At 63.0% G+C, this 26,551-nt stretch carries 25 protein-coding genes; 9 read left to right on the top strand and 16 right to left on the bottom strand.

Annotated elements, in window-relative coordinates; translation table 11 throughout:
* Positions 1–48 precede the first annotated feature (48 nt).
* Positions 49–1,254: an ROK family transcriptional regulator gene (locus BKX98_RS14970; RefSeq protein ID WP_073707846.1), complete on the top strand. Its 1,206-nt coding sequence runs from the start codon at positions 49–51 to the stop codon at positions 1,252–1,254.
* 139 nt (positions 1,255–1,393) lie between these two features.
* A complete protein-coding gene (gene hutU / locus BKX98_RS14965; RefSeq protein ID WP_038990917.1) occupies positions 1,394–3,070 on the top strand; it encodes a urocanate hydratase in 1,677 nt (558 codons plus the stop codon).
* Positions 3,071–3,152: 82 nt separating this feature from the next.
* On the opposite strand, the gene BKX98_RS14960 is transcribed toward hutU, so the two are convergent.
* Entirely contained in the window at positions 3,153–3,662 is a 510-nt protein-coding gene (locus tag BKX98_RS14960) for a Dps family protein (RefSeq protein ID WP_038990915.1), read from the bottom strand.
* A gap of 331 nt (positions 3,663–3,993) precedes the next feature.
* Here BKX98_RS14960 and BKX98_RS14955 point away from each other — a divergent pair, with 331 nt between their 5' ends.
* The 4 genes from BKX98_RS14955 to panD all read left to right on the top strand — a co-directional run bounded on the left by BKX98_RS14955 (position 3,994) and on the right by panD (position 7,458).
* Entirely contained in the window at positions 3,994–4,356 is a 363-nt protein-coding gene (locus BKX98_RS14955; RefSeq protein WP_073707845.1) for a hypothetical protein, read from the top strand.
* A gap of 296 nt (positions 4,357–4,652) precedes the next feature.
* Positions 4,653–5,204 carry a DUF3060 domain-containing protein gene (locus BKX98_RS14950; RefSeq protein ID WP_038990911.1) on the top strand — a complete coding sequence of 184 codons (552 nt, stop codon included), beginning with the start codon at positions 4,653–4,655 and terminating at the stop codon, positions 5,202–5,204.
* A 179-nt stretch (positions 5,205–5,383) separates the two neighbouring features.
* Entirely contained in the window at positions 5,384–6,925 is a 1,542-nt protein-coding gene (gene hutH / locus BKX98_RS14945) for a histidine ammonia-lyase (protein WP_073707844.1), read from the top strand.
* A 110-nt stretch (positions 6,926–7,035) separates the two neighbouring features.
* Positions 7,036–7,458: an aspartate 1-decarboxylase gene (gene panD, locus BKX98_RS14940; RefSeq protein ID WP_073707843.1), complete on the top strand. Its 423-nt coding sequence runs from the start codon at positions 7,036–7,038 to the stop codon at positions 7,456–7,458.
* Between the two features lie 7 nt (positions 7,459–7,465).
* Here the strand turns inward: panD and BKX98_RS14935 are convergent, their stop codons facing one another.
* Both BKX98_RS14935 and BKX98_RS14930 read right to left on the bottom strand, forming a co-directional pair.
* A complete protein-coding gene (locus tag BKX98_RS14935; RefSeq protein WP_073707842.1) occupies positions 7,466–9,919 on the bottom strand; it encodes an excinuclease ABC subunit UvrA in 2,454 nt (817 codons plus the stop codon).
* Positions 9,920–9,972: 53 nt separating this feature from the next.
* Positions 9,973–10,338, bottom strand: a complete 366-nt coding sequence (locus tag BKX98_RS14930) for a hypothetical protein (protein ID WP_143181149.1) — start codon at positions 10,336–10,338, stop codon at positions 9,973–9,975.
* 168 nt (positions 10,339–10,506) lie between these two features.
* On the opposite strand from BKX98_RS14930, the gene BKX98_RS14925 reads away from it, so the two are divergent.
* Positions 10,507–10,992, top strand: coding sequence for a DUF6328 family protein (locus BKX98_RS14925; RefSeq protein WP_038990906.1), 486 nt, complete (start codon positions 10,507–10,509; stop codon positions 10,990–10,992).
* Here BKX98_RS14925 and BKX98_RS14920 read toward each other — a convergent pair.
* From BKX98_RS14920 to BKX98_RS14890, 7 genes are all read right to left on the bottom strand, one after another.
* A complete protein-coding gene (locus BKX98_RS14920; RefSeq protein ID WP_073707840.1) occupies positions 10,981–11,805 on the bottom strand; it encodes an oxygenase MpaB family protein in 825 nt (274 codons plus the stop codon). The two genes, BKX98_RS14925 and BKX98_RS14920, sit on opposite strands and share 12 nt — an antisense overlap.
* Before the next feature lie 78 nt (positions 11,806–11,883).
* Entirely contained in the window at positions 11,884–12,267 is a 384-nt protein-coding gene (rbsD, locus tag BKX98_RS14915; protein WP_038990905.1) for a D-ribose pyranase, read from the bottom strand.
* A 36-nt stretch (positions 12,268–12,303) separates the two neighbouring features.
* Positions 12,304–13,227 (bottom strand): ribokinase, encoded by a 924-nt coding sequence (locus BKX98_RS14910; protein WP_073707839.1) that lies wholly within the window; start codon positions 13,225–13,227, stop codon positions 12,304–12,306.
* A gap of 76 nt (positions 13,228–13,303) precedes the next feature.
* Entirely contained in the window at positions 13,304–14,239 is a 936-nt protein-coding gene (locus BKX98_RS14905; RefSeq protein WP_073707838.1) for a substrate-binding domain-containing protein, read from the bottom strand.
* Between the two features lie 51 nt (positions 14,240–14,290).
* Positions 14,291–15,259, bottom strand: coding sequence for an ABC transporter permease (locus BKX98_RS14900; RefSeq protein ID WP_038990903.1), 969 nt, complete (start codon positions 15,257–15,259; stop codon positions 14,291–14,293).
* Positions 15,259–16,773 carry a sugar ABC transporter ATP-binding protein gene (locus tag BKX98_RS14895; RefSeq protein WP_083586958.1) on the bottom strand — a complete coding sequence of 505 codons (1,515 nt, stop codon included), beginning with the start codon at positions 16,771–16,773 and terminating at the stop codon, positions 15,259–15,261. The genes BKX98_RS14900 and BKX98_RS14895 overlap by 1 nt, the downstream gene beginning before the upstream one ends.
* Positions 16,774–16,794: 21 nt before the next feature.
* On the bottom strand, positions 16,795–17,829 hold the full coding sequence (locus BKX98_RS14890) for a LacI family DNA-binding transcriptional regulator (protein WP_066141561.1): 1,035 nt from the start codon (positions 17,827–17,829) through the stop codon (positions 16,795–16,797).
* Between the two features lie 239 nt (positions 17,830–18,068).
* Between BKX98_RS14890 and BKX98_RS14885 the strand changes: the two genes are divergently transcribed.
* Both BKX98_RS14885 and BKX98_RS14880 read left to right on the top strand, forming a co-directional pair.
* Positions 18,069–18,749 carry a metal-dependent transcriptional regulator gene (locus BKX98_RS14885; protein WP_038990933.1) on the top strand — a complete coding sequence of 227 codons (681 nt, stop codon included), beginning with the start codon at positions 18,069–18,071 and terminating at the stop codon, positions 18,747–18,749.
* 310 nt (positions 18,750–19,059) lie between these two features.
* A complete protein-coding gene (locus tag BKX98_RS14880; RefSeq protein ID WP_233125398.1) occupies positions 19,060–19,905 on the top strand; it encodes an HNH endonuclease family protein in 846 nt (281 codons plus the stop codon).
* A 97-nt stretch (positions 19,906–20,002) separates the two neighbouring features.
* Here the strand turns inward: BKX98_RS14880 and BKX98_RS14875 are convergent, their stop codons facing one another.
* The 6 genes from BKX98_RS14875 to BKX98_RS14850 all read right to left on the bottom strand — a co-directional run bounded on the left by BKX98_RS14875 (position 20,003) and on the right by BKX98_RS14850 (position 26,494).
* Positions 20,003–20,878 (bottom strand): metal ABC transporter permease, encoded by an 876-nt coding sequence (locus BKX98_RS14875; RefSeq protein ID WP_073707835.1) that lies wholly within the window; start codon positions 20,876–20,878, stop codon positions 20,003–20,005.
* A complete protein-coding gene (locus tag BKX98_RS14870; RefSeq protein WP_066141569.1) occupies positions 20,875–21,630 on the bottom strand; it encodes a metal ABC transporter ATP-binding protein in 756 nt (251 codons plus the stop codon). The genes BKX98_RS14875 and BKX98_RS14870 overlap by 4 nt, the downstream gene beginning before the upstream one ends.
* Entirely contained in the window at positions 21,627–22,583 is a 957-nt protein-coding gene (locus BKX98_RS14865) for a metal ABC transporter substrate-binding protein (RefSeq protein ID WP_073707834.1), read from the bottom strand. Before BKX98_RS14865 ends, BKX98_RS14870 begins: the two co-directional genes overlap by 4 nt.
* A gap of 112 nt (positions 22,584–22,695) precedes the next feature.
* Positions 22,696–23,661 carry a formimidoylglutamase gene (gene hutG / locus BKX98_RS14860; RefSeq protein WP_073707833.1) on the bottom strand — a complete coding sequence of 322 codons (966 nt, stop codon included), beginning with the start codon at positions 23,659–23,661 and terminating at the stop codon, positions 22,696–22,698.
* Positions 23,662–23,739: 78 nt separating this feature from the next.
* Positions 23,740–25,695 (bottom strand): SH3 domain-containing protein, encoded by a 1,956-nt coding sequence (locus BKX98_RS14855; protein ID WP_073707832.1) that lies wholly within the window; start codon positions 25,693–25,695, stop codon positions 23,740–23,742.
* Between the two features lie 145 nt (positions 25,696–25,840).
* Entirely contained in the window at positions 25,841–26,494 is a 654-nt protein-coding gene (locus BKX98_RS14850) for a peptidyl-tRNA hydrolase (RefSeq protein WP_073707831.1), read from the bottom strand.
* Positions 26,495–26,551 lie beyond the last annotated feature (57 nt).

Here is a 26,551-nt window from a genome sequence, read left to right as displayed (position 1 = left end):
TTTTAAAGTGTTTCTCTGTCTCGTCCACTGCTGTGTTTTACTGGGTTCATGGCCAATCCTTCGAGCCCCCAAAGCCTGCAGTTCGCCCGTGGCGCCAGTGGTGCCGGCGAGGTCCTGCAACTGTTCATGGACGGCGCCCCGCACAGCCGCACCGACCTTGCCGCACTGACCGGCATGGCTCGTTCCACCCTTCAAGAACGTCTGGATGTGCTCATCCACCTCGGCCTGATCGGCGCGATCGCCGATGGCGCCTCCACCGGCGGTCGCCCTCCCCAACGGCTCTCATTGCTCCCCGACGCCCGATTGGTGCTGGCCATCGATTTGGGAGCCAGCCACCTGCGCGTTGCGCTTTCCGACCTTGCCTGCACTCCCCTGGTGCAATCCCAGACACCCATTTCCTTCGCCGATGGACCTGAAGAGATCTTGCAAACTGCCATGGATCTGGCCAAGGAATTACTGGTTTCCTTGGACCGCGACCGCGAAGACGTCATTGCCGTCGGCATGGGCGTGCCGGGACCGGTGAATTTCGAGACCGGCCGGCCGGCCAATCCGCCGATCATGCCCGGATGGGACGATTTCGACATCCCTGCCTGGTTCCAGCAGTATCTGGATGCCCTGGTTGTCGTGGATAATGACGTGAACCTGATGGCCATTGGCGAGAAAGATCAGCTGGAGTCCGGCAGCGAGGACTTCATCTTCGTCAAGCTGGCCACCGGCATCGGCTCCGGCATCATCTCCGGAGGACTGCTGCAGCGCGGGGCGCAAGGCACCGCCGGCGATATCGGGCACGTGCGCATTCGCCGCGGCGACGGCATCTTCTGCCACTGCGGCAATGAAGGCTGCCTGGAAGCCCTGGCCTCCGGGCCCATGATTGCCGCCGCGCTGCGCTCAGAAGGCATCGAGGCCAACAGCAACATGGATGTGGTTGGCCTGGTGAATTCGGGGAACATCCAGGCGATCCGCGCGGTACGCCAGGCCGGGCGCGATTTGGGCGAAGTTTTGGCTGCTAGCGTGAGCCTGCTGAACCCATCGCTGATCGTGGTGGGCGGACGGATCTCTGCCGCCGGAGAGCACCTGCTGGCAGGCATCCGCGAAGTGGTTTACCAGCGCGGAGCCCCGCTATCGACCCAGCATCTGCAGATCCGCACATCGCGCAGCTGGGAGGCTGGTGCCCTGCGTGGAGCCAGCATGATCGCCGTCAGCCAGGCGCTGAGTCCGCAGGAAATCGAGCGTAGCGCGCTGGCGCTGATCTGAGCCAGCTAGCAGCTGGACGCACCCGTAAATTCCTATGAATCTGAAATACCGGACAGCTCTGCCGATTCTCCGGTGTCCAACCCATGGCTCATGGCCAATGATGGAATCAGTTAGCTACGTTACATCGTAAGGAATTGCCATGAGCCACGAACCACGTGTCGTCCGCGCCCCGCGCGGCACCGAACTGACCGCCAAATCCTGGGCCACCGAGGCCCCACTGCGCATGCTGATGAACAACTTGGATCCGGAAGTCGCCGAACGACCCGAGGATCTCGTGGTCTACGGCGGAACCGGCAAGGCGGCCCGTTCCTGGGAAGCATTCGACGCCATTGTCGAGACGCTCAAGGACCTGGAAGAGAACGAAACGCTGCTGGTGCAGTCCGGCAAGCCCGTGGGCGTCTTCAAGACCAACAAGTGGGCGCCGCGGGTGCTGATTGCCAACTCCAACCTCGTGGGCGACTGGGCCGACTGGGAGCACTTCCGCAAGCTCGAAGCAGAAGGCCTGATGATGTATGGCCAGATGACCGCCGGCTCCTGGATCTACATTGGCACCCAGGGCATCTTGCAGGGCACCTACGAGACCTTCGCCGCGATCGCCAAGAAGCGCTTCAACGGCACGCTGGCCGGTACCTTGACCCTGACCGGCGGTTGCGGCGGAATGGGCGGCGCCCAGCCGCTTGCGGTAACCCTCAATGGCGGTGCCGTGCTGATTGTCGACGTCGATGAAACCCGCCTGCGCCGCCGTGCATCCAAGCGCTACCTCGACGAAGTCGAGCTGGATCTGGACAAGGCGCTGGAGAAGGTGCTGGCGGCCAAGTCCGAGGGACGTCCGCTGTCCGTTGGCTACGTCGGCAACGCCGCGGAGGTTTTCCCGGCACTGCTCAAGCGCCACGAAGCCGGTGAATTCGCCTTCGACATCGTCACCGACCAGACCAGCGCCCACGATCCGCTGAGCTACCTGCCGGTGGAATTCACCATGGAGCAGTGGCACGCCGAGGCCGAAGCGGATCCGGTGGGCTTCACCAAGAAGTCGCAGGCCGCAATGGCCGCGCATGTCGAGGCCATGGTCGGGTTCCAGGAGGCAGGCGCCGAGGTCTTCGACTACGGCAACTCGATCCGCGACGAGGCTCGCAAGGGCGGCTTCACCCGCGCCTTCGAATTCCCGGGCTTCGTCCCGGCCTACATCCGCCCGCTGTTCTGCGAGGGGCTGGGCCCATTCCGCTGGGTGGCGCTGTCCGGAGATCCGGAAGACATCAAGGTCACCGACCAGGCGCTGAAGGAATTGTTCCCGGAGAACGAGCACCTGCACCGCTGGCTTGATGCCGCCGAGAAGCATGTGGAATTCGAAGGCCTGCCGGCACGAATCTGCTGGCTGGGCTACGGCGAGCGCCACAAGGCGGGCTTGCTGTTCAATCAGCTGGTGGCCGAAGGCAAGGTGTCCGCACCGATCGTGATCGGACGCGACCACCTGGATTCAGGTTCGGTAGCATCGCCATACCGCGAAACCGAGGCCATGAAGGACGGCAGCGATGCCGTGGCCGACTGGCCGCTGCTGAACGCGCTGACCGCCACCAGCTCCGGTGCCTCGTGGGTATCGATCCATCATGGCGGCGGCGTCGGCATGGGCCGTTCCATCCACGCCGGCCAGGTTTCCTTGGCTGATGGCAGCGAACTGGCTGCCGCGAAGCTCGAAGCGCTGCTCACCAATGATCCGGGCATGGGCGTCATCCGCCACGTGGATGCCGGATACGAACGTGCCGCCGAGGTCGCCGCCGAGCGCGGAGTGCGCATTCCGATGGCAGCGCAGGAGAAGTAGCACCCTTTTGAATCAGCTTGAGGCGCCACCGAGGTGGCGCCTCAAGCTATTGTCATCTAATTGCTGGTCATCACTTCCGGCACTATGGCTTGCGGGTTTCGGCACTGATGAACCATGCCTGCTGCTCCAGATCCGCAATGTACTGGTGCAGGATGTCGGCCGTAGTTGGATCCGCCTCGTCTACCGGATCATGGACCTCGCGCATGACGCCCACGGTTGTCTGCAACGCCTTGACAACCATGTCCACTGCATTAGTCGTCAGGATTTCGGTGTTCACCGGTTGTTCCAACTTGGTGTACTTTGTGACCGTTGCCGCCAGTCCATCGGGAGTGGCATGCAATGCGCGCATCCGCTCGGCGATTTCGTCGGAACCGCGACGTGCGATATCAACGATTTCGTCAAGGTTCTGATGCAGGTCGCGGAAGTTGGGACCGACAACATTCCAGTGGATCTGCTTGCCTACCAACTGCAGATCCAGCAGCTGGACCAGCACGGTCTGCAAGGAATCGCGCAGCACCTCCGGTGCCACGAAGCCATTCTCTGCGTTCTCGCGATCGGTTTTCTTCGCTGGAGTATTCTTCGAATTAGCCAATGCTTCTCCTTACGTTGTCATGGACGCTTGGGGCAAGACCTTTCTCGGTGTCCCGCTTTTGACACTATCGACTTGGCACCCCGATTCCGAACGAGTGGATCTTTCTTTCGGGCAACGTCCAGCTTTCTCTTCTCTCGTGCCGAGATTCTCCTGCAATCCCAGCGCGAGCCATGCTGCCTGCCATTCGGATTCACGGAGTCTCTGCAAGTTGCATGGGGATTGCATTAACTGCAGGTTGCCAGCTGCTCAGAGCTTCCCGGAAAGCTTGAGCAGGCACCTTCAGGCACCTAGCCCTAGGCACGTCAGGAATCACCGATCCACGGAGGACGACATGTCTGAGCAGGATGCAAACGAGCAGTTCGGGAACTTCGACAACAACGAATCTGAAGGCTACGAGAGCCAGTCCAATTCAGATTTCGATTCAGGAAGCAATGGCGGATTTGAAAGACAGCCGTCAGAACAGCAGTCCTTTGGAAGCGGAAACGAATCCGGCCAGGAATCATACGGCGGCGAAAGCCAAGGAGAATCCTACGGTCACGGTGAAGAGTCCGGCCAAGAATCATTCGGAAAGGACGAGGGCCAGCCTTACGGCAGCGACCCGGGGCAGGAATCCCTGGGCGACAGCCGGTCTGGCCAGGCGTACGGCAACAATGAAAGCCAGTTTGGTTCCCAAGAACAGGAAAAGGGGTTCTAGGGAGCTTGCAGCTTGGCAGACACTCCTGCCACGCGGAATTGTGGCCCATTCTCCAGTTGGGCACTTGTAATCGCTTCACCGCTTGCACCGGGCAAGTGGTGAAGCGATTATTCTTTTTGCGACGCAGAATCGCCAGCAGATCTTCTCGCGTTTGGTCTCGGACCTGCCAATAACCATTAGAGAATATTCGTTCGTTCCTCTGCCACTCCCGTTGGTTATTAATTGCTGTTCGACGCAGAATGGATATAGGCACCGTGTATCCGAATGTGCTGGCCCGTTCGACTGACAGGATGTAAATGTTCTCGAAAATTGCCAATCGCTTCGCTGGCCCGCTGGCGGTTGGATTCCTTGCCGTAGCGCTGTCAGGTTGCGTGAGCATTGAATCCTCCAGCGAAGAGACCAAGGCTCCGGAGAATGCTGGTCCCATTGAAGGTACCGTCACCCCGAGCGCCAAGGCCTCGGAAGGCGCGGCTACCGGCACGCCTAATGTTCCGAAATCACCTGCGGACAGCACGTTCCAGTCCGTCTATGATTTCCTCGATGCGCAAGCGACCGAAGTCAGATGCACGGGCAGCATGGATATCGCCGACATGGGCCAAATGCTCAAGCTCGTCGGTGATTGTGAAAACGTCACCGTCTCTGGAGACGGAAACATGATCGTCGCTCCGCACATCACGAACCTCGAGCTAAGCGGCAACGGAAATATCGCAGCGGTCAAGAACATCAAGCAGGTAGCTTTTAGCGGCATCGGCAATTCGGCCGCATCCCTCAACGAGAACGCCAAGTTCACTGACAACGGTTCGTCGAACAAGTTCGGCGAGGACGCCTTCGAAGGCATCACCTTCTAGAACCCGGAATTTTCAACGGACCGCGATTGGCATGCCAATTGCGGTCCGTTCCCTTCTGCCTCCGTGGCACTGTCTGGCATTTCGGACAGATGACCCGATTATCGATGCCGTGCCATCCCGATCTGCCGAACAATGGAAATTAGAGACCTCATTGCAGCGCAAAGAACGGATTGAACATCATGACTGCTTCCCCACTCGTCACCCTGGACCTTACTGGAGCAACCGCCGATGACGTGATTGCGGTAGCCCGGCACAACGCGCAGATCCGCATCGCGCCCCAGGTCCTCGAAGAACTGGCCACGGTTCGCGCCCACATCGATGCCCTCGCCTCGGCCGACACCCCGGTCTATGGCATTTCCACCGGTTTCGGCGCCTTGGCTACCCGCCATATCGCGCCCGAGGACCGCGCGAAGCTGCAGCGTTCGCTGATCCGCTCGCACGCAGCCGGCATGGGGGAACCGGTGGAGCGCGAAGTGGTGCGTGCGCTGATGTTCCTGCGCGCCAAGACCCTGGCATCCGGCCGCACCGGCGTACGCCCGGTCGTGCTGGAGACCATGGTTGGACTGCTCAACGCTGGCATCACCCCGGTAGTGCGTGAATACGGTTCGCTGGGCTGCTCGGGCGACCTTGCCCCGCTCTCCCACTGTGCCCTGGTGCTGATGGGCGAAGGCGAAGCCACCGACCGCGAGGGCGTACAGCGCCCCGTGCCGGAACTCCTCGCAGAGGCAGGACTGGAACCTGTGGAACTGGCGGAGAAGGAAGGCCTGGCGCTGGTCAACGGCACGGACGGCATGCTCGGCCAGCTGCTGATGGCGTTGGCGGATCTCGAAGAGCTCGCAGACATTGCCGATGCCACCGCCGCCATGAGCGTCGAAGCCCAGATGGGCACCGACCAGGTCTTCCGCGCCGAACTGCACGAGCCGCTGCGCCCGCACCCGGGACAGGGCCGCAGCGCGGCGAACATGTACAACTTCCTTTCCGGTTCCCCCATTGTCGCCTCGCACCGCGAAGGCGATGGCCGGGTGCAGGATGCCTACTCGCTGCGCTGCTCCCCGCAGGTGACCGGCGCAGTGCGCGACACCATCGCCCACGCACGCCTGGTTGCCACCCGCGAACTGGCGGCGGCCATCGACAACCCAGTCGTGCTGCCTTCGGGCGAGGTCACCTCCAACGGCAACTTCCATGGCGCTCCGGTCGCCTATGTCCTGGACTTCTTGGCCATCGCGGTTGCCGATCTGGGCTCCATCGCCGAACGCCGAACCGACCGCATGCTCGACCCTGCCCGGTCCCGCGACCTGCCGGCTTTCCTTGCCGATGACCCGGGCGTGGACTCGGGCATGATGATCGCCCAGTACACCCAGGCGGGATTGGTTGCCGAGAATAAGCGCTTGGCCGTACCGGCGAGCGTGGATTCCATCCCGTCATCGGCAATGCAGGAGGACCATGTTTCCCTGGGCTGGCATGCGGCCCGCAAATTGCGCACCGCGGTAGGCAACCTGCGCCGCATCCTCGCCATTGAAATGCTGATTGCCGGCCGTGCGCTGGACCTGCGCAAGCCATTGCAGCCGGGGCCGGCCACCGGTGCCGTGCTGGAGCTGCTGCGCACCAAGGTCGCAGGTCCAGGCGAAGACCGTTTCCTCTCTGCCGAGCTGGAAGCGGCCTGCGAATTGCTGGCCACCGGCGAAGTGCATCGCGTGCTGGAAACCCATCTGGCGAAGTAGCTGTTCGAGGACAACTGTGTGGGGTGCCGGACATTGCTGGGGCTTCTGCGGGCAAGGGGCGTAAACTTGGATACCGGGAAACCACTTACCTCGCGTGAAAGAATCATCTAATGCAACGCACCATGTTCAAGTCCAAGATCCACCGGGCGACTGTCACCCAGGCTGACCTGCACTACGTAGGCTCGGTCACCGTTGACTCCGAGCTGCTCGAAGCCTCGGATATCCTGCCCGGTGAACTGGTCAGCATCGTCGACATCACCAACGGCGCACGTCTGGAAACCTACACCATTGCCGGCGAGCCTGGCAGCGGGGTTATCGGCATCAACGGCGCGGCCGCGCACCTGGTGCACCCAGGGGATCTGGTCATCCTGATCAGCTACGCGCAGATGGAAGATGCCGAGGCGCGCAGCTACGTGCCCAGCGTGGTGCATGTGGATGCCGATAACCGGATCATCCACCTGGGTGATGACCCTGCCGCGGCAGTGGCCGACGGGGTGCAGACCCCGCCGCACGCACTGCTGAACAGCAAGTAATCCAGCTTCACAAGGCCAGCCGGCGCGCAAGATATTGCGCAGTCCGGCTGGCCTTGTTGTGCGCCACCTGCGTCGGGGTCCCCTCGGCAACAATGCGCCCGCCGCCATCTCCGCCGGCAGGTCCCATGTCAATCACCCAGTCGCTGGCGGCCACCACATCCATCTGGTGCTCCACCACGATAACGGTGTTGCCTTGGTCGACGAGCTGCTGCAGCTGCGATACCAGCAGCTGCACGTCGGCAGGGTGCAAACCGGTGGTCGGTTCATCGAGCAGGTAGAGCGTGTGCCCACGGCGCTGCCGCTGCAGCTCAGTGGCCAGCTTGATGCGCTGGGCCTCGCCACCTGACATTTCGGTAGCTGGCTGGCCTAGCTGCAGGTAGCCGAGGCCGACTTCGCGCAGGGTAGCCAGCGCCCGCGCCGCCGCAGGAATCCCGGAGAGGAATTCCTCGGCTTCGCTCACATCCAGCTCAAGGATCTGGGCAATGTTCTTGCCCCGGTACTCGACCTCAAGGGTCTGCTCGTTGTACCGGGCTCCGTGGCATTCGGGGCATGGCCCATAGGTCCCGGGCAGGAAGAGCAACTCGATTTCCAGATAGCCTTCGCCTTGGCAGGTTTCGCAGCGTCCGCCGGCGACATTGAAGGAGAACCGGCCAGCACTGTAGCCGCGTTCCCTGGACAGCGGCAGTTCGGAAAACGCCTTGCGGACCGCATCGAACAGGCCCGTGTAGGTGGCGACATTGGATCTCGGGGTGCGTCCGATGGGTTTCTGGTCCATCAGCACCACCCGGCTGAGCTGCTGTGCCCCGGTCACCTCGGCGATCACCGCGCGTTCCGTTGCCACCTCAAGCTCTTCCGCTTCGGCCACTGGGCCGCCCGCAGCCTGGGCCAGGGCCCCGCAGACCAGGCTGGACTTTCCGGAGCCGGACACACCGGTGACCGAACAGAAGACTCCCAGCGGGAACGCCGCATCCACTCCCGCAAGGTTGTGCAGTTCCACTCCGCGAAGGCGCACCCATCCACCGGGTTCACGCTGCTCGCGCCGCGGCGCCGGCCCCGGATCCAGGAAACGCCGGGTCACGGATGCTTCGATTTCGGACAGGCCGGCGACTTCTCCGCTGTAGAGCACCTGCCCGCCGTTGCTGCCCGCACCCGGCCCGACGTCGACAATCCACTGCGCACGGCTGACCACATCCATGTTGTGCTCCACCACGAACACCGAGTTGCCTTCGGCCTTGAGCGCATCGAGCACCTCGATCAGCGGCTGCACATCGGCCGGGTGCAGCCCTGCGGATGGCTCATCGAGCACGTAGATGACGCCGAACAAGCCTGCGCGCAGCTGGGTGGCAATACGCAAGCGCTGCATCTCCCCCGGCGACAGCGTCGGCGTGCCACGGTCCAGGCTCAGGTAGCCCAGCCCGAGCTCCACCAGCACTTCGACCCTGCCCAGCAGGTCGGCGCTGATGGTGCTCACTACTTCGGCCTGCGCTTCAGTCCCGGCCTCGGCTGCGAAGGGGCGCAAGAGCCCCGCCAGCGAACTGAGCGGCTTGCGGTTGAATTGCGCAATATCCAGGCCGCCAAAGGTGACCTGCAGGGCGTCGGGGCGGAAGCCCGTCCCCGAGCATTCCGGGCAATCCTGCGAATGCATGAACGCCAGCGCCTTGGTGCGCAAGTTTTCGCTTTTAGATGTTGCGACCGTGTGCCGGACATAGCGTTCGGCGCTCCAGAACCGTCCCTTGTAGGGTTTGGCCACGCGGTCGCGTTCCGGGGTCACTTCCACTACGGGCTGTTCCTCGGTGAACAGCAGCCACTGCCGTGCCTCAGCGGGCAGCTGCTGGAACGGGACGTCGATGTCGTAGCCAAGGTGCGTGGTGATGTCCCGCAAGTTCTTTCCCTGCCAGGCCCCCGGCCAGGCGGCAATTGCCCCGTCCCTGATGCTCAGTGAGGGATCTGGAACCAGCGAGGCCTCGCTGACCGAATGCACCGTCCCCGCACCGTGGCAGTGCGTGCAGGCACCCGCTGCGGTGTTGGTGGAAAAGGCGTCCGAATCCAGGCGTGCTGCCCCGTCGGGGTAGTCGCCGGCGCGCGAGAACAGCATGCGCACCGAGTTGGACAGCGTGGTCAGGGTTCCGACCGTGGACCGCGAACTGGCGGAGCCACGCCGTTGCTGCAGGGCCACGGCCGGTGGAAGTCCGGAGATGAATTCCACCTTGGGCGTGTGCCCCTGGGCGATGAGCCTTCGGGCGTAGGGCGCCACGGACTCCAGGAACCGGCGCTGGGATTCGGCGAAGATCGTGCCGAAGGCCAGGGAGGATTTCCCGGAACCGGAAACCCCGGTGAAGGCGACAATGGCATCGCGCGGGATACGCACCTCGACATTGTCCAGGTTGTTCTCATTGGCGCCCCGCACATGGATGAATCCGTCGTGCTCGGCAGGGGCCCGGGAGGATGCAAAGCTGTTCATCTTCCCCACACTATGCGCCCGTGCACGCTCGGCTCAATTCGCCGGCCGCTGGCTCACCCTTCGGCCTGGCAGGCCGCATCCGGGCAGCCTTGCCAGATTTTCGAGAATAACCCAACGATGTCGATGCTGTGATCCAGCGGGTAGTACGCATCGACTTTGCCATGGATGCGCGTTGCCGCCTGCTCGACTGCCAAGTGGAAGAACCGGCAGACTTCCGAGTAGTGCCACACCTGGGCAATCAGGTCGACCAGCTGCTCGTGCGTCAGCGGCCTGCTTGGTTCGTATCCGGCTTCACCGAAGGCCCGGTACACGATGCTTTCCGTGAGTTCATGGCCTTTGCCGCAATCGCACCAGGCCAAGCCGCGGCTGGGCATCGACCACACGTCGAAACTGCTCCCAGCGGAGCTCTCGATTTCCATCTTGTCCTCCAATGTTCAAGTCTGGCTGGGCTCCCCAATGTACTGGCCGCGGCCTACAGTTTGGCTCGGTGGATTAAAAGCCTCTTGCCCGCAACGGCTTTGCTTGGCATAGTCATTTTGGGTCGGCAGGTTCAGCCAGCCGACGGATTGAGGCCAAGGAGAACAGTTATGACCGGGCGTTCCCACCCCGATACCAGCGATGGCGCACCGCACCGGCAATGGAATGAGCTGCTGCAGGAGATGCGCGTAATGCAAACCGGTGTGCAGATCCTTGCAGCTTTCCTCGTGGTGCTGCCGTTCCAGGCACGATTCGAGATGCTCAGCCGCACCGACGAAATCGTCTACATCATCCTGCTGGTCGCTGCCACCTTGCTGATTCTGCTGCTGATCACGCCCGTGGCAGTGCACCGCTATTTCTTCGGCCAGCGGCTGAAGCAGCAGACGGTCAACCTGGGACATGTCATCGTCAAGATCGTGGGCATTGGCGTGGGACTGCTGGTCTCGGGCTGCGTCTGGTTTGTGCTGCAAGTTCTTTTCGGCTGGCAGATCGGGGCGTGGGTCGGCGGGCCGCTGATCCTGGTGGCCTTGTTCCTGCTCTTGGCGCTGCCACGAATCCTGATCCCGGACCATGCACAGGACAAGTCAGGGACGTGAGTTTCCGCCGGCACGGGCCATTTTCTCGACCCGTCGCAAGACCAGGCGCATCGGGGCATGCCGGATGAACCGCGGCAGAATCCGCGTGGCCACCCTGGCAACAGCGATCACCCGGGCGTTGCGCTTCGCGGCCGTACCGGTGAGGCGATAGCCGAAGTCCTCGCGCACCGAGGCCGGCAGCTGCGCGATGGTCACATCCCGCATCAGCGGCATGCCCATCCGGATCCACCACGGAGCGTTGAGGGCTTCGAAAAGCTCGCGGGCCAGCGCCCGGGTCTGCTCGGTGACGTGCAGCGTGGCGAGGTTCTGCGCAAAGTATTCATCGAATCGGCTCAGGTTCCTGGGCCAGTAATCTCCCGGCATCTGCAAGGCATCGCCGAGCCGCGCGTACTGCGAGTAGAGCTCTTCCTGCTCGTTCTTGCTTTCTTCCAGGATCTGGCCGGCAATGGTCCGTGCCGAATCATAGAGCGTGGCCGCTACCCACAATTGCAGCTTGGGATCCAGCGCTGAATAGGCGGGCATGCCGTTCGAGCGCGTTCCGCGCACGGGCCGATGCGCCGCGTTGACGTAATCGATGATGGTTCGCTGCTGTGCTGCCGTGCCGTTGCTCAGCGCATAGATGTACCCGAGGGTATGGACCAGCCGGCTCAGCGGGTTGGCCGCGAAGCCCGAGTGCTCGGCAATAGCCCGTCCGATCTGCGGGTGGGCCAACTGGAGCAGAATGGCGCGGCCGGCTCCGAGCAGCAGCCCGGCTTCCGGCGCGATCCGGGAAAACAGCTCGCCATTTTCTCCGGACTGGTTCCTGTGCTCCATAATCCCATTCTAGGCAGCCGCTGGGACGCGAAAGCCGGCGCCCGCACTTGCGGCGGGCACCGGCTCACGGCTGGCTGATCAGAAAGCTACACCGCAGTGCAGGATCACGTTGGCGTACGGGGTCGCCTCGCCGGTGCGCACGATGACCTTGGCCTGGGGCAGCTGTGCCTTGAGCTCTTCATGGGAGATGAACTGGGGATCCAGGCCCTTGGTGCGGCACAGTTCCTGCACGGGGCCATTCTCTGCTTCAGATGCCAAGGTGCTGTTCTCGATCACCAGGTTGCGGGACAGGACATCGAGCACCTGCTCGAAGCTGAGCACCCCCTGGACCAGGGCCAGGTCGATGACCTGCGGGCCGTGTGGAAGCGGCAGTCCGCAGTCAGCGATCACCACGGTGTCAGTGTGCCCGCAGGTGGCCAAGGCGGCCAGCAGCGGAGCGTTGAGAATTTCGGATTTCAGCACAGAGGCTTCCTTAAGGTCTTGCTCGAATAAGGGGGCTTAGAGGTTCTGCAGGGAACGCGGGTAGGAAGCCTGGGCTCCGTGGGCCTGCACCGTCAGGGCCGCGAACTTGCCGGCGAATTCCGCTGCCTGCGCCAAGTCGTCCCCATTGGCCAGGCGGGCGGCCAGCGCACCGGTGAACGCGTCGCCGGCACCGGTGGTGTCCACGGCCTTGACCTTTACCGCGGGCAGCGCGCGAACCTGCGCTCCGCCGTTTTCCAAGGGGGCGCGGTCGGCGACCAGGCAGCCGTTGGCGCCGAGGGTGATCACCACGCTGTCGATGCCTTCGTCCACCAGCATCCCGGCGAGGCGCTCATAATGGTTTTCGAACTTCATCTTCCGGTTCGGGTTCAGCTGCTGCAGCACGGCCTCTGCCTCATGCTCGTTGACCACCAGCGGGTTGGCCTTGAGCAGGTACTCGCGGTCCAATTCGATCACCGGCGCCAGGTTGAGCACGATGCGGTCGGTGGCGGCATCCATGGCTGCCTTGATGCCCGAGGCAGGGATTTCCCCCTGCAGCACCAGGATGCCCTCGATGCTCCCGGCGGCCTGCACTGCCTCACCGGTGACCGTCGAGTTGGCTCCGGAGACCACGGCGATGGAGTTCTCCGCAGCGGAGTCCACCTGGATGATGGCGACGCCGGTCGGCTCGCTGGCGCGGGTGACGCGATCCAGCTTGACGCCGGCTTCCTCAAGCTGTCCCAAAGCGATGCCGGCGTGCGAGTCGTTGCCGACCGCGCCGATGAATTCGGTGGTGGCGCCGGCCAGGGCCGCGGCCAGCGCCTGGTTGGCACCCTTGCCGCCGGGCGAGAGCTGGTAGGAATCTGCCAGCACGGTTTCTCCCGGTCCGGGCAGGCGGGCCATCAACGCGGTGATGTCCACGTTGCTTGAGCCCACAATGGTGACCTGGATGTGCTGCTGCATGGTTATTCCCCTGGTTCTCGTTGCCCGGCGGCCGATGGGTGCCGGTGTCCTGCTTGATTCCTGCTATGAAAGCAGATTACTCGCCTGCGTACTCGGCGATGTTCTTCTCGTCGACGGTGTCAACGGCAACCTGCACGTTGGCTTCGACTTCCTCGCCCTTGATGGCCTTGGCCAGGATCTGCACCGACTGCTTGCCCAGCTCGGCAGGGTTCTGCGCGATGGTGGCAACCAGGGTGCCGTCCTCGACGGCCTTGAAGCCATCTTCGGTGCCGTCGAAGCCGACTACCTTGACGTCCTTGCCGGCCTTGTCGCCCAGCGCCTGGATGGCGCCCAAAGCCATTTCGTCGTTCATCGCCAGGATGCCGGTGGCATCCGGGTTGGCCTGCATCAGGTTGGTGACCACGTCCAATGCCTCGGCACGGTCGAAGTTGGCGGTCTGCGAGGAGACGACCTCGATGTCCTTGTACTCGGCCAGGCCCTTGTCGAAGCCTTCGCCGCGCTCGTTGGTTGCCGAAGCGCCGGGAACGCCTTCGAGCACGATGATCTTGCCCTGGCCGTCCAGCGACTCGGCCAGCGCCTTGGCTGCCTGCTCGCCGCCGGCCACGTTGTCCGACGCCACGAAGGAAGCGATCTTGGTGTCGCCTACGGCGCGGTCCACGGCAACGATTGGCAGGCCGGCCTCGACAACCGGGGCCAGGCCGGCTTCGGCGGTTTCGGTGTCCACGGCGTTGATGATCAGGCCGGCGGAACCGTTGGTTGCGGCGGTGGCCAGCTGGTTGGCCTGGGTTGCGGAGTCGTTCTGCGCGTCGACCACCGACAGGTCGATGCCCTGGGCTTCGGCCTCGGCTTCGGCGCCATCGCGCAGGTCGACGAAGAACGGGTTGTTCAGGGTGGACACTGCCAAGGTGGCCGAGCCGGCTTCGGCTTCGGTGCCGCGGTTGCAGGCGGCGGTGCCCAGCACCAGGGCCAGGCCGACGGTGACGGCTGCGGTCTTGCGCACGATGTTCTTCATGGGGGTTCTCCTTTGAACTGCTGTTGGATTATTGGGTTCGGGGTGGAAAATCTAGTGCTTGACGTTCTTGCGGCGCAGCACGTCGAAGCCGACGGCGATCGCGATCACGGCGCCGATGACTACCTGCTGCCAGAACGCGGAGACCGAGAGCAGGTTCAGGCCGTTGCGGATCACTGCCAGCACCAGCGCACCGATCAGCGTGCCGGAGATGCGGCCGACGCCGCCGGAGAGCGAGGCGCCGCCAATCACCACTGCGGCGATGGCATCCAGCTCGTAGCCAGAGGCCAGGGTCGGCTGGGCCGAGTCCAGGCGTCCGGCCAGGATCATGCCCGACAGCGCGGCGAACACGCCGGAAATCACGAATACGGTGACCAGCACGCGCTTGACCGGGATGCCGGAGAGCCGCGCGGCTTCGGTGTTGCCGCCCACTGCGAAGGCGTTCTTGCCGATGACGGTGCGGTTGAGCACGAAGGCTGCAAGCAGGCCGGAGACCACGAGGATCACGATCGGCATCGGGATCGGGCCGAGGTCATCGCCCAACCAGGATACCGAGGAGCTGGTGGAGATCGGACGGCCGTCGGAGATCACCAGGGTCAGCCCGCGCACCACGGTGAGCATCGCCAGCGAGGCGATGAAGGTGGGCAGCTTGCCGTAGGCGCTCATCGCGCCGGTGACCCAGCCGCACAGCGCGCCCACGGCCAGGCCGATCGGGATGGACAGCCCGTCGGGCAGCCCGGCGGTGGTGATCGCGTAGGAGGAGCCCATCGCCGAGAGCGCGGCCACAGAGCCGACGGACAGGTCGATGCCGGCAGCGACGATCACGAAGGTCATGCCGAAGGCCATCACTGCGATGGTGGAGACCTGGATGCCGATGTTCAGCAGGTTCGGCCCGGTCAAGAAGCGCGGGGTGGCGATGAACAGGGCCAGGCACAGGATGACCAGGCCCACCAAGGCTCCGTTATTGGCAAGGAATGCCTTGAAGTCGAACCCCTTCTTCGGGGCTGTAGCTACGCTGCTCATTACTTGGTTCCCATTTCTTCTTCGCGGTGCACATTGCTGACGGCCAGGGACATGATGGCGTCCTGGGTGGCTTCTTCGGTAGCCAGTTCCCCGGCGATGCGTCCCTGGCTCATGACCAGGACGCGGTCGGACATGCCCAGCACTTCGGGCAGTTCGCTGGAGGCCATCAAGACGCAGCCTCCGGAGGCGGTGATCTCATTGATCAGTTCATAGATTTCGACCTTCGCGCCCACGTCCACGCCGCGGGTCGGCTCGTCGAGCAGCAGCACCTTGGCTCCTGCGGTGAACCAGCGGCCGAAGACCGCCTTCTGCTGGTTGCCGCCCGAGAGCGAGCGGATGGGCTGGTCGATGCTGCCCATGCGGATGCGCAGGCGTTCGGCGACCTGCTGCGCGCGGGCTTTCTGGCCCTTGCGGTCGACCAAGCCGCTCTTGGCGGTGGAAGCCATCGTGGCGTAGCCGATGTTCTCGGCCACCGAGGCATCCAGCACCAGGCCCTGGGTCTTGCGGTCCTCGGGCACATGGCCGATGCCGGCGCGGGTGGCTGCCGCGACGTCGAAGCTGGCCAGCTTCTTGCCGTTCACCGCCACGCTGCCGCTGGAGTACTTGTCCGCTCCGGCGATCGCGCGGATCAGCTCGGTGCGCCCGGCACCCATCAGGCCGGCCAGGGCCACTACTTCGCCGGGGCGGACCTCCAGCGAGATGTCCTTGAGCATGCCGTCGGACAGGTTCTTCACGCTCAGCAGCGGCTGCTCTCCCGGCTCGGTGGCCACGCGCGGGAACTGGGCGTCGATGTCGCGGCCGACCATGAGCCTGACCAGTTCGTTCTCCTCGGTGCCGGCCGGGACGGTGGCGATGAACTTGCCATCGCGCAAAACGTTCACGAAGTCGCCGATTTCGGCGATCTCATCGAGGTGGTGGCTGATGAACACCATGCCGACTCCCTGCGCCTTCAACGTGTTGACCACCGAGAACAGGTGCGCAATTTCAGATTTGGTCAAGGCCGCGGTGGGCTCGTCGAGGATCAGCACGCGGGCGTCCAGGCTCAGGGCCTTGGCGATTTCCACCAGCTGCTGCTGGGCCAGGCCCAGCTCGCCCACCGGCGTATCCACATCCAGCTTCAGCCCGAGCTTGTCCATCGCGTCGCGGGCGATCTGGCGCATGGCGCGGCGGTTGATGATGCCGAACTTGCGCGGCACGCGGCCCAGGGTGATGTTCTCGGCAATGGTCATCGACGGCACCAGGTTCAGTTCCTGGTGGATGGTAGCGATGCCCAGGGCTTCGGAGGCCTTGGTGTTGGGGATCTTCACGGCCTTGCCGTCCATCAGGATCCGGCCGGCATCCGGCTCGTGCACGCCGGCGATCATCTTGATCAGCGTGGACTTGCCTGCGCCGTTCTCGCCGAGCAGCACGGAGACCTTGCCCGCGTGCACCTCGACGGTGACCTCGTCGATCACCTGTACCGGGCCGAAGGACTTGCAGACCTTGTCCAGGACCAGCAGAGCGTCATTACCCATTCTCGTTCCTTCCATCCTCACCTATGCGCCGGTGGCTGCTTGCGTTGGGGCCAGCGACTCACGCGCGGTGAATCGGCTGATGAATTCTTGCGGCTCCGGGCTCTTGCCGGCCATCACTTCCTGCAGCGCAGTGACCGCGGCGCGGCCCATGCTGGTCAGGTCGTGGCTGATCGTGGCAATCGGCGGATCGTGCATGAGCATCGCATCCACCTCGTCGAAAGAGATCACCGAGAGCTGCTTTCCGATCCGGATGCCGGCTTCGCGCCACACGGTCAGCGCGCCAATGGCCATCGGCGCATCAGCGATGACCACCGCGGTGGGCTGCAGTTCATGCTCCAGCAGCCAGCGGGCGCCGTCCGCACCGGAGGCGGCACGGAAGTCGCCGGCAAAATGCAGGGCGGGATTGATGCTCAGGCCGTTGGCCGCCATCGCCGAATCGAAGGCACTGTGGCGTTCGCGGGCGGTGGAGGCGTGGTCCGGGCCGCCGAGGAAGGCGATGCTGGTGTGGCCCAGGAGCTTGAGCTGCGCGATGGCTTCTTCCAGGGCGCCGGTGCTGGAGGCGGTGATCGAGGGGATGCGCTGCTCTGGAAGGGTCCGGTCCACGAAGACCAGCGGGGTTCCCGAGGCGATGATGCGCTGCATCATCGGGCTGGGCCGGTCGGCGTCTTCGTCGAGGCCCTGGGGCACGACAATCAGCCCGTCGACGCGGCGCGAGAGCATCGCTGCGAGAAATTGGTCCTGCTGCTCGGTGTCTTCGTTGGCGTTGCCGATGAAGGTCATCATTCCCGCGGCGTGCGCCTGCTGCTCGACAGCGTGGGCAAGATCGGAGAAGTAGGGGTTGCGCACATCGGAGATCAGCAGCGCGATGGTGTCGGTTTTAGTGGAGCGCAGGGAGCGGGCCTGGGCGTTGGGAACGAATCCCAGTTCCTTGGCGACGGCTGCCACCTTTTCCCGGGAAGCGGCCGAAGTGGCGGGGTGGCCTGAGAGAACGCGCGAGGCAGTAGCGGAGGAAACTCCGGCTGCAAGCGCCACATCTTTGATGGTGACAGCGTTCATGGCGATAAGCCCCTTTGCTTATTGTGTAATCGATTCCATGGAATCGATTACACAGTTTTCCGCACAAAGAAAATTAAGTCAATACACTGCGCTTGCCTATCAATAATCCCTACCCAGCGACTATATTTTTTCGGGCTGGTGACTAGTTGCTTTAAGTTGCCTCGGGAGTTCAAGGCCAAACGTCCCATAACCAAAGTCACGTCGAGCCAGCAGGCGCAGCGGTCGCTAAGATGGTTCTTGTGTCGGTCAACCAGCTTTCAGATAGCGCGCAGAATTACCTCAAGATCATTTTCGGCCTCACCGAGTGGTCCAGTGATCCGGTCACCGCGAGCATCATTGCCAGCAAATCGGGAATGAAGCTCTCCACGGTGTCCGGCGCCTTGAGCAAATTGCGCCAGCAGGGCCTGCTCGACCATGCGCCCTATGGAGCCGTGACGCTCACCAAGCTGGGACGCGAGTATGCGCTGACCATGGTCCGCCGCCACCGCCTGATCGAAACATTCCTGGTGCAAATGCTTGGCTACCGCTGGGACCAGGTGCATGACGAGGCCGAGAGCCTGGAACATGCCGTATCCGACTTCATGATCGAACGCATCGACAGCCTGCTGGAGCATCCCACCCGCGATCCGCATGGCGACCCCATCCCGACCGCCGAAGGCCGCATTTCCATTCCCCAGGCTTTCAACTTGGGCGAAGCCGTCGATGACGCCCGGGTGGAGGTCGAGCGCATTGCCGATGATGATTCGCAGCTGCTGCAGCATTTCTCCGATCACCGGATCGTTGTCGGCGCGCAGCTGCAGGTAACGCCCGGCGAGCAGTTCTCCGAGACGGTGAATGTCCAGGTCTGCGCGACTGGGGAAACCTTGCGCTTGGGCTCGCGTGCGGCTGCCGCGGTGTGGGTCTCGCGTTCCTCCGAATAGCCTTTCCGTTCAATGCCCTCGGCTCATTGAACTGGCGGCGTCGTCACCTTTCAACGCCAACAGATAATTTGTCCGTTTCATGGATTACAGTGTTGACTAGCCCGGGATACTGCAATGTACAAGTTTTACATGGGGGTGCATTGCGGCATCCTTGGCCATCCATCACTTCGCGTTTCATTTGAAAGACTCCGCCTTGCCTAAAAAACTTTTCGCTGCGCTCTGCGCTGCAATATTGGTGCTTGCTGGATGCAGCGCACCGGCAGATCCTTCTGCACTTCAGATCAATCAGCTCGCACAGGCCGACAACCTGTTGGCAACAGACCAGCCGTTGCAGGTGGAACGGGTTGCCACCAGCAGCAAGAAGGTCAAGCCCGGGGCGAAGCTCAATGGTCCCAAAGCCACCGCAATGCTGGCGACCTTGCCGGTGAAGGGCAAGGCAGCAGCCACCGGATACAACCGGAACAAGAAATTCGGCAATGGCTGGAAGGACTTCGACAAGGACAAGTGCGACGAGCGCCAGGACACCTTGTCCCGGGACATGTCCAAGGTGAAGTTCAAGGACCGCAAGAAGTGCACCGTAGCTTCGGGCACGTTGCATGACAGCTACACCGGCAAGAAGATCAATTGGAAGGTCAAGTCAGGCAGCGTCGACATCGACCATGTGGTTTCCCTGAAGAACGCGTGGATTTCCGGCGGCCAGAAACTGTCGCAGGCCCAGCGCCAGGCCCTGGCCAATGACCCGCTGAACTTGATGGCGTCCAGCGCCTCAGCCAATCGCCAGAAGGGCGACAAGAACACCGCCGAATGGCTCCCGAAGAACAAGTCCTTCCGGTGCCAGTACGTGGCAACCCAGATCAGCGTCAAGAAGAAGTACGCGCTGTCGGTGACCAAGGCGGAAAAGAATGCGATGGCCAAGGTGCTGAAGACGTGCCGCAACCAGAAGGCCGCAAAGGTCACCCCGATCAAGCCAGCCGGTTCCAAGCCCAAGGCTTCGCCGAAGAAGGACGTGAAGAAGGCGCCTTCGGTGGTCAAGGGCACCGTGCATCCGGGCGCCTACTGCAAGAAGACGGATCAGGGTAAGCGCGGCAAGTCCAAGGCTGGCAAGTACTACACCTGCAAAACCGATGCCAACGGCAAGCTGCGCTGGCGAGTCTAGCGACCGATTTCAGGTTCTCGTCTAGTCTGCTGATCCACCAGCCAGTGCGGCCCCACGGGCGGATCCTTTCCCGTCCGTGGGGCCTTCTGCATTTCGCCTACACTCGGGCGGCCAGCGCTTTGCGCCGTCCCTTGCGGGCCAGGCGGGTGGCGATGAGCCCCTGCTTCGGGCTGAAGAGATAGGCGATTGCGAAGATCATTGCCTGGGCCAGCACCACCATTCCACCGGTTGATGCATCGAGGTAGTAGCTCACGTAGACGCCCAGGATTCCGGCACAGGTTGCCAGTACCGGTGCGATCACCAGCATCTTCCCGAAGCGGTCGGTCAGCAGGTAGGCCGTGGCGCCGGGAATGATCAGCATGGCGACGACCAGGATGACGCCGACAGCCTGCAGCGCCACCACTGAGGTCATGGCCAACAGCCCCAAGAGCACGGCACCGATCAGCCGCGGGCTCATTCCCAAGGCATGCGCGTGCGTCTGGTCGAAGGTAAAGAGCGTGAAGTCCTTGCGCTTGAGCACCAGGATGGCGAAGGTGATCGCGCCAAGCAGCACTACCTGCCACAGGTCGCTGGCCGAGACACCCAGCAGATTGCCGAAGATGATGTGATTCAGATCCACATGGCTCGGGGTGACCGAGATCAGCACCAGCCCGATGGAGAAGAGCGTGGTGAAGACGATGCCGATGGCCGCATCTTCCTTCAGTTTCGTCGTGTCGCGCACTCCCCCGATCAATGCCACCGCGAGGAATCCGAAGACTAGGGCGCCCAGGGCAAAGGGAGCGCCGGCGATGTAGGCCAGCACTACCCCGGGCAAGACGGCATGCGAGACCGCGTCGCCCATCAGCGACCAGCCGATGAGCACCAGCCAGCAGGACAGCACCGCGCACAGGGCAGCGGCGATGATGGTCACCAGCAGGGCGCGCACCATGAAGGTGTAGCCCAAGGGCTCGGCCAGCAATTCAATGAGGTTCATTTCCCGCCTCGTTTCATGGGATCCAGGCCAAAGGCCAGGGCCAGGTTCTCCGCTTGCAGCACCACGTCCGGATCTCCGTGCATCAGGACCTTGCGCATCAGCAGCACCGCTTCATCGGCCAGTTCCGGCAGCGCATGCAGGTCATGGGTGGAGATCAGCACGCTGCCGCCGTCATCGGCTACCTCTCTCAAGAGCTTGGTGATGGTCGCTTCGCTGCGCTTGTCCACGCCGGCAAAAGGCTCATCGAGCAGCATGATGCTGGCGCCCTGGGCGATGCATCGGGCCACGAATGCGCGTTTCTTCTGGCCTCCGGAGAGCTGGCCGATCTGCCGATCGGCGAAGTTGGCCAGCTCCACCCGTTCGAGGGCCTCGTCCACGGCGGCGTGGTCCTTCTTCTTGGCTCGCCGGGTCCATCCCATCTGCCCGTAGCGTCCGGTCATCACGACCTCGCGCACCGAGATCGGGAAGCTCCAATCCACGGCCTCGCTCTGCGGCACATAGGCCAACTGGCCGCTTTTCCGTGCCTGCAGCGGGTCGGTGCCGTTGATGCGCACGCTGCCGGTGTCTGGCTTGATCTGCCCCATGATGGTCTTGAACAGTGTCGACTTGCCCGAGCCGTTCATCCCGACCAGTCCGCAGACCCGTCCGCGGCCCAGCTGCAATGAGGCGTGGTCCAGGGCCAGCACGGGGCCGTAGTGGACGGTCGCGCCCGTTACGTCGATGGCCAGGGCGGTGCTTTGCTTCGCATTCATGGTGTTTCGCCTTTCAAAGCACGGGCAATGGTTCTGGTGTCATGCGTGATCAGGTCCAGGTAGCTGGGCACCGGACCGCCAGGTTCGGAGAGCGAGTCAACATAGAGAGTTCCGCCGTAGACGGCATCGGTGGATTCCACGACTCGTTGCATGGCTGCATCGGAGACCGTGGATTCGCAGAAGACCGCGGGAACATCGTTGCCCCTGACATAGTCGATGGCCGCGGCGACCTTGCGCGGCGTGGCCTGCGATTCCGCGTTGACCGCCCACAGGTACTTTTCGGCCATGCTGGCATCGCGCGCCAGGTAGCTGAAGGCTCCCTCGCAGGTCACCAGCACACGCTGGCGTTGGGGGATTTCCTCCAGCGCCGCCTCGAGCTCGTCATGCACGTCTTGAAGCTTGGCCTGGTAGGCCCTGGCGTTCTCCCGATAGCTGGATGCATTGGCCGGATCCAGTTCGCTGAAGGCCTCAGCGATGCGCTCTACATAGATCTTGACGTTCAGCGGGCTCATCCAGGCATGCGGGTTGGGCTTTCCGGCCCCTTCTTCCTGGACGATATCGATCGGCTCAATCCCCCGGCTGGCGGTTACGTGCGGGGCGTCATTGTCTTCGACGAATTGCTGGAACCAGGCTTCGAGGTTCAAGCCGTTATCGAGGATGAGGTCTGCATGGGAGGCGCGGCGCAAGTCATCCGGTGTCGGCTCGTATCCGTGGATCTCTGCGCCAAGTCGGGTAATTGATTCAACGCGCAAATGCTCGCCCGCGACGTTCTGGGCGATGTCCTGCAAGACCGTGAAGGTTGTCAGCACCACCGGCCGGTCGTCCGGGCTGGCTGCGGGCTCAGTGCTGGGCTTGGACGCGCAACCAGCGAGGGCGAGCAGGCAGGCTAGGACGGCGGCCAGCAGCCCCACACGTTGCCCCGCGCCTGATCGACGTTTCGCCGTTTGCACCATTGCACACCATTCCGATTCTCGCACTGGCGATTAGTTCGCCCCCCTCAATCATAATGTTTGATGGGTCGAACATTGCAAATTCGCGTCGGCAGATTTCGCTGTGGGTGCTGTCTCAGACCCCCAGCAGGGTATTGACAAGACGGGCGGCAGTGCGTGCGGTACGCCCGTCAATATCCAATCCCGGGTTCAGCTCCACCACGTCAATCAATGCCAATTTGCCGCTGCCCGCCAGCATTGCGCAAAGCTCGTGTATCACTTCCAGGGGCACCCCGAAACCGGCAGGGGCACTGACCCCCGGAGCCACCGACGCAGGCAGCACATCGAGATCGATGGTCAGATACAGCTTGTCGATGCCCGCCAGGAAGTCCTCGACGAATCCCAGGACGGCAGGTAATTGACCTGCCGTGCACTGCTCGTCAAGCAGGTAGCGCACGCCCAAGCTGCGAGCCCGTTCGAAGAGCACCGGTGTGTTGCTCGGCTTGCTGATTCCCACTACCGCGTAGTTGAAATCGCGCCCTTCGGCCTGCAGATCCCGGGCGATGTCCAAGAACGGCGTGCCGCTGGTCCGGCGCGGTGCGCTGCGCAAATCGAAATGCGCGTCCAGGTTCAAGATGCCCAACCGGGTTTCCGGCTCGTCCCTGAAGTGCTTGAACAGACCGGTGAATGAACCATAGGCCGTTTCGTGGCCGCCGCCGAGCACCACTGGCAGCATTTCTCCAGCGAGCAATGCGCTCACCGACTGCGCCAGTCGCTCCTGCCCCGATTCGAGCTCGTCACCAAGCACCTCGATATCGCCAGCATCCACCAGCGGGCGCGGCTCGTGAATGGCCAGCGAGCCCAGGGCGGCGCGCAGCGCCTGCGGACCCTGAGCGGCACCAACCCGGCCCTCGTTGCGCAGCACGCCCGCATCAGATGCGAAACCGAGCAACGCAGCAGGCCGCCGCCCATTGGGGGTGCCAGCAGGCTGGCGGTTCACCTGCTGGTGCCATCTCAAATGCTGCTCGCCGGTGCCGTCATTGCGTCCAATCCAGATAGCAGGTGCCCGGTCAACCGCCAGCTGCGGCTCGAAATTCTCCATGCTTCCAGCTGACCAGATGCACCCCGAGCGCGCCATGCCTTCTGCGGTTCTCCGTCTGAAACACCGGACAGAAGACGTTTATCGGGCACTCAGCGCGCGGTAGTCCAGCGGCCCTTTCGTGGCCGCATTGCCGTAGACCTCAACATGGATGTGATCCATGTGCCGGGTGGTGTCATTCCAGTTGCCGGTGAACTGGTTTCCGTACTTCCCGGAATCGGAATACGGGGTCCAGCCAGTGGTGGGAAGCCAGATCCGGTCCTGCCAGATCAGGTAATAGATCCCCAGCTGGATGCGGTTATCCAGCAGGAACTGGGCCAATTTATCGCCTTGGGCGACGCGCGCCCGGTTCTTGTAATCGCGGATCATCAGGTCCACGGCCTTTCCGGAGCTATGCCCGGACGAACCGCTTCGAATGGTGTGGATGGCGCTGACGGTATCGCCGGTTCTCCCCTTCAGCGCGGCAATGACCCGTTGCGCATCAGGCTGCAAGACGCCCGGCTGGCTCTTGGAGAGGTAGGTTTCTCTGACCCAACCGCGTCCTTGAGGCGCGGAAACTTCGGCCCAGCCGGCATCGCTGCGCATGAAGGTGACCTTCTGCCCGGCTGGCAGCACGGCTTTGCTCCGGTGGCTGACTCCCGAGCCGGCCCGCAGATTGACGTTGGCCGTGGTCCAGCGGTATTCGGTGGTCGGGGCCGGTGCCGGTCGCGGCGCCTGGGGCTTGCTGGTAGCCAGATAGCCATTGCTGATCCATCCGGTGCCCTTCGTCGTGGATACGCGTGCCCAACCGTTGGCCGTACCCAGGATGCTGACCTGCTGCCCCTTGGAGATAACCGCCAGCGATTTATAGCCGGTGGAGTACCCGGAGCGAAGGTGCACATTGGAAGTTGTCCAGCGCTTGGCAGCCTTCAGCGGCGTGTAGGCCTTGGCCACCAATGCGCTGGATGGAACCCACCCAGTCGTCTTGGAGGTTTTCACCCTAGCCCAGCCGTTCGATGTTCCGTGCAGGGTGAGCGTGGATCCGGCGGCTACCGTTCCAAAGGACCTGGACGTTCCCGAAGCGCTGGCGCGCACGGCGGTGCTGGACAGAATCCAGCGTGGTGCTGGGTCGGCAGGCTTATAGGCGGTGCTGGACAGGATGGCGGTTGGCACCCAGCCGATGCCACGGGTGGACTTGATCTGGGACCAGGAACCTCTGGTTGTGTACAAGCCGACTTTCTCGCCCGGCGCGAGGCGTCCGAGGGAAGCCGAGGAGCTGTGATTCGATCGGCGCAGGACGCTGCTGCTGAGCAGCCAACGGTTCCCTATCGTCTTTTGGGTTGCTACAGGCTGGGTAGACAGTTGCTTGGCAGGGAGCCATCCGCGTTTCCCGGCGGTAACTACATAGCTCCACGAGCCTGAGGTGCGCAGCCACTCGACTTTGGCTCCCGCCGGAACACTTGCCACGCGTGCCGCTTTGGCCGAGGTGGACTTCCGCAGGACCTGGGCGCTTTTTGAATACCGGTGCACGGGTGCCGGCAGTGAGCTGGACAGCTGGCTTGTTGGCACGAAACCGGTGACCTTGCCGATCTTGATCCGGCTCCAGGAGCCAGTTGCGCCCAGACGCTGCACCTTGGCTTTGCGCATGGCTCCGGCCAGGGCCGGAGAGACGGACGTTGCCTTCTTGCGGACCGGCTGGAAGGAAAGCAGATAGCGGGTGGCTGAGCTCTTGGGCTTGGCCGGCGCTGCGGGCGAGGTCAGGTACTTGGCCGAGACCCAGCCGGACTTCTTCTTGTAGGTTGCTTGCACCCAGCCGGAAGAACCCCCGGAGACGAGAACCTTGGCGCCCTTGGGAATGACCAGCAGCGACGCGGAGTGGACCGATGGCGATTTGCGCAGATTCAAGTTGGCGGTGGTCTGCTTGGCGACTGCCGCCGGAGCCGCAGCAAGCTGGGCGACACCGGCTGGAGCCTGCATTGATGCGCTGGCGCCAGCTGCGGTGCCAAAGGCCAGGAGCAGGGCCAGCAGCAGGCCCAGGACGCGATTCGTATATTTCAATGTGGGTGCTTTCGAGCAAGGGCAAACTGCCGATTCCTGCGGTCAGCAGAAGTCCAAGGCATTCCGCTGTGGGCGGCGATATTGCGATCGCCAAGAAAATAATGACACAGCAATGGCGATTTCGCCCTGCCGTGATCCGAAGAAGCTAGCTCGCCTTGGACATGACGAAAGCAGTCACGGAACCCGGCTCGATTTCGGTTCGTCCGGCGTCCTGGATGACAGGCCCGGCAGCCTGCCGAGACAATTGCTCGAAGTCCTTGCGTGGCAGGTGCCTGATGCCTACCGGTGCATGGGATTGCAGCCACGCTTCGACAGATTCGGCGGGGGCCTCGGTCAGCCATGCGAACAGCGCGTGTGCTGCCTGCGCGGCAGCCTTTCCGGTGGACATCTCCAAGGACTTGTTCAGCACGATGTTGATCTTCGCGTCCAGGACTTCATCGGCCTTTGGCAACTGCGTGCCGGAGACCTGGAGCTTGGCGATCAGCTTCGGCAAGTCGGCGGCCGGCAATGGGGGCAGGCCGACAGCTTGCGCCTTGCCCACTTCGCTGACCATTTGCTCGGGGAACATCTCCAGCACCTTGGCGAACATCTTGGGATTGGCCCGGCGCACCGACTTGGCGAATGCCTGTGAAGCCCACTGCTGCCAATCCGGGTTCTGCGGATCTTGCAGGTAGGCAATCACGGCTGCGCGGGCCACCGCCGAGAGGCCCTCATCCTCGCTCGACGGATCCTCCTTGTCGATTCGCAGGATGATGGGCTGTACCAATTCCCCGGGGTCACGATCGCGCAGTTCAGTCATGGTTTTATTCTATGGCGAATGAGAGAACCGAATTTTCGGACTGCAAAGCTTCAGCTT

The sequence above is a fragment of the Glutamicibacter sp. 0426 genome, assembly GCF_001906485.1.
Classification (GTDB): domain Bacteria; phylum Actinomycetota; class Actinomycetes; order Actinomycetales; family Micrococcaceae; genus Glutamicibacter; species Glutamicibacter nicotianae.
Note: the sequence above shows the minus strand (reverse complement) of the source record. Positions and strands in the feature narration are given on the sequence as shown.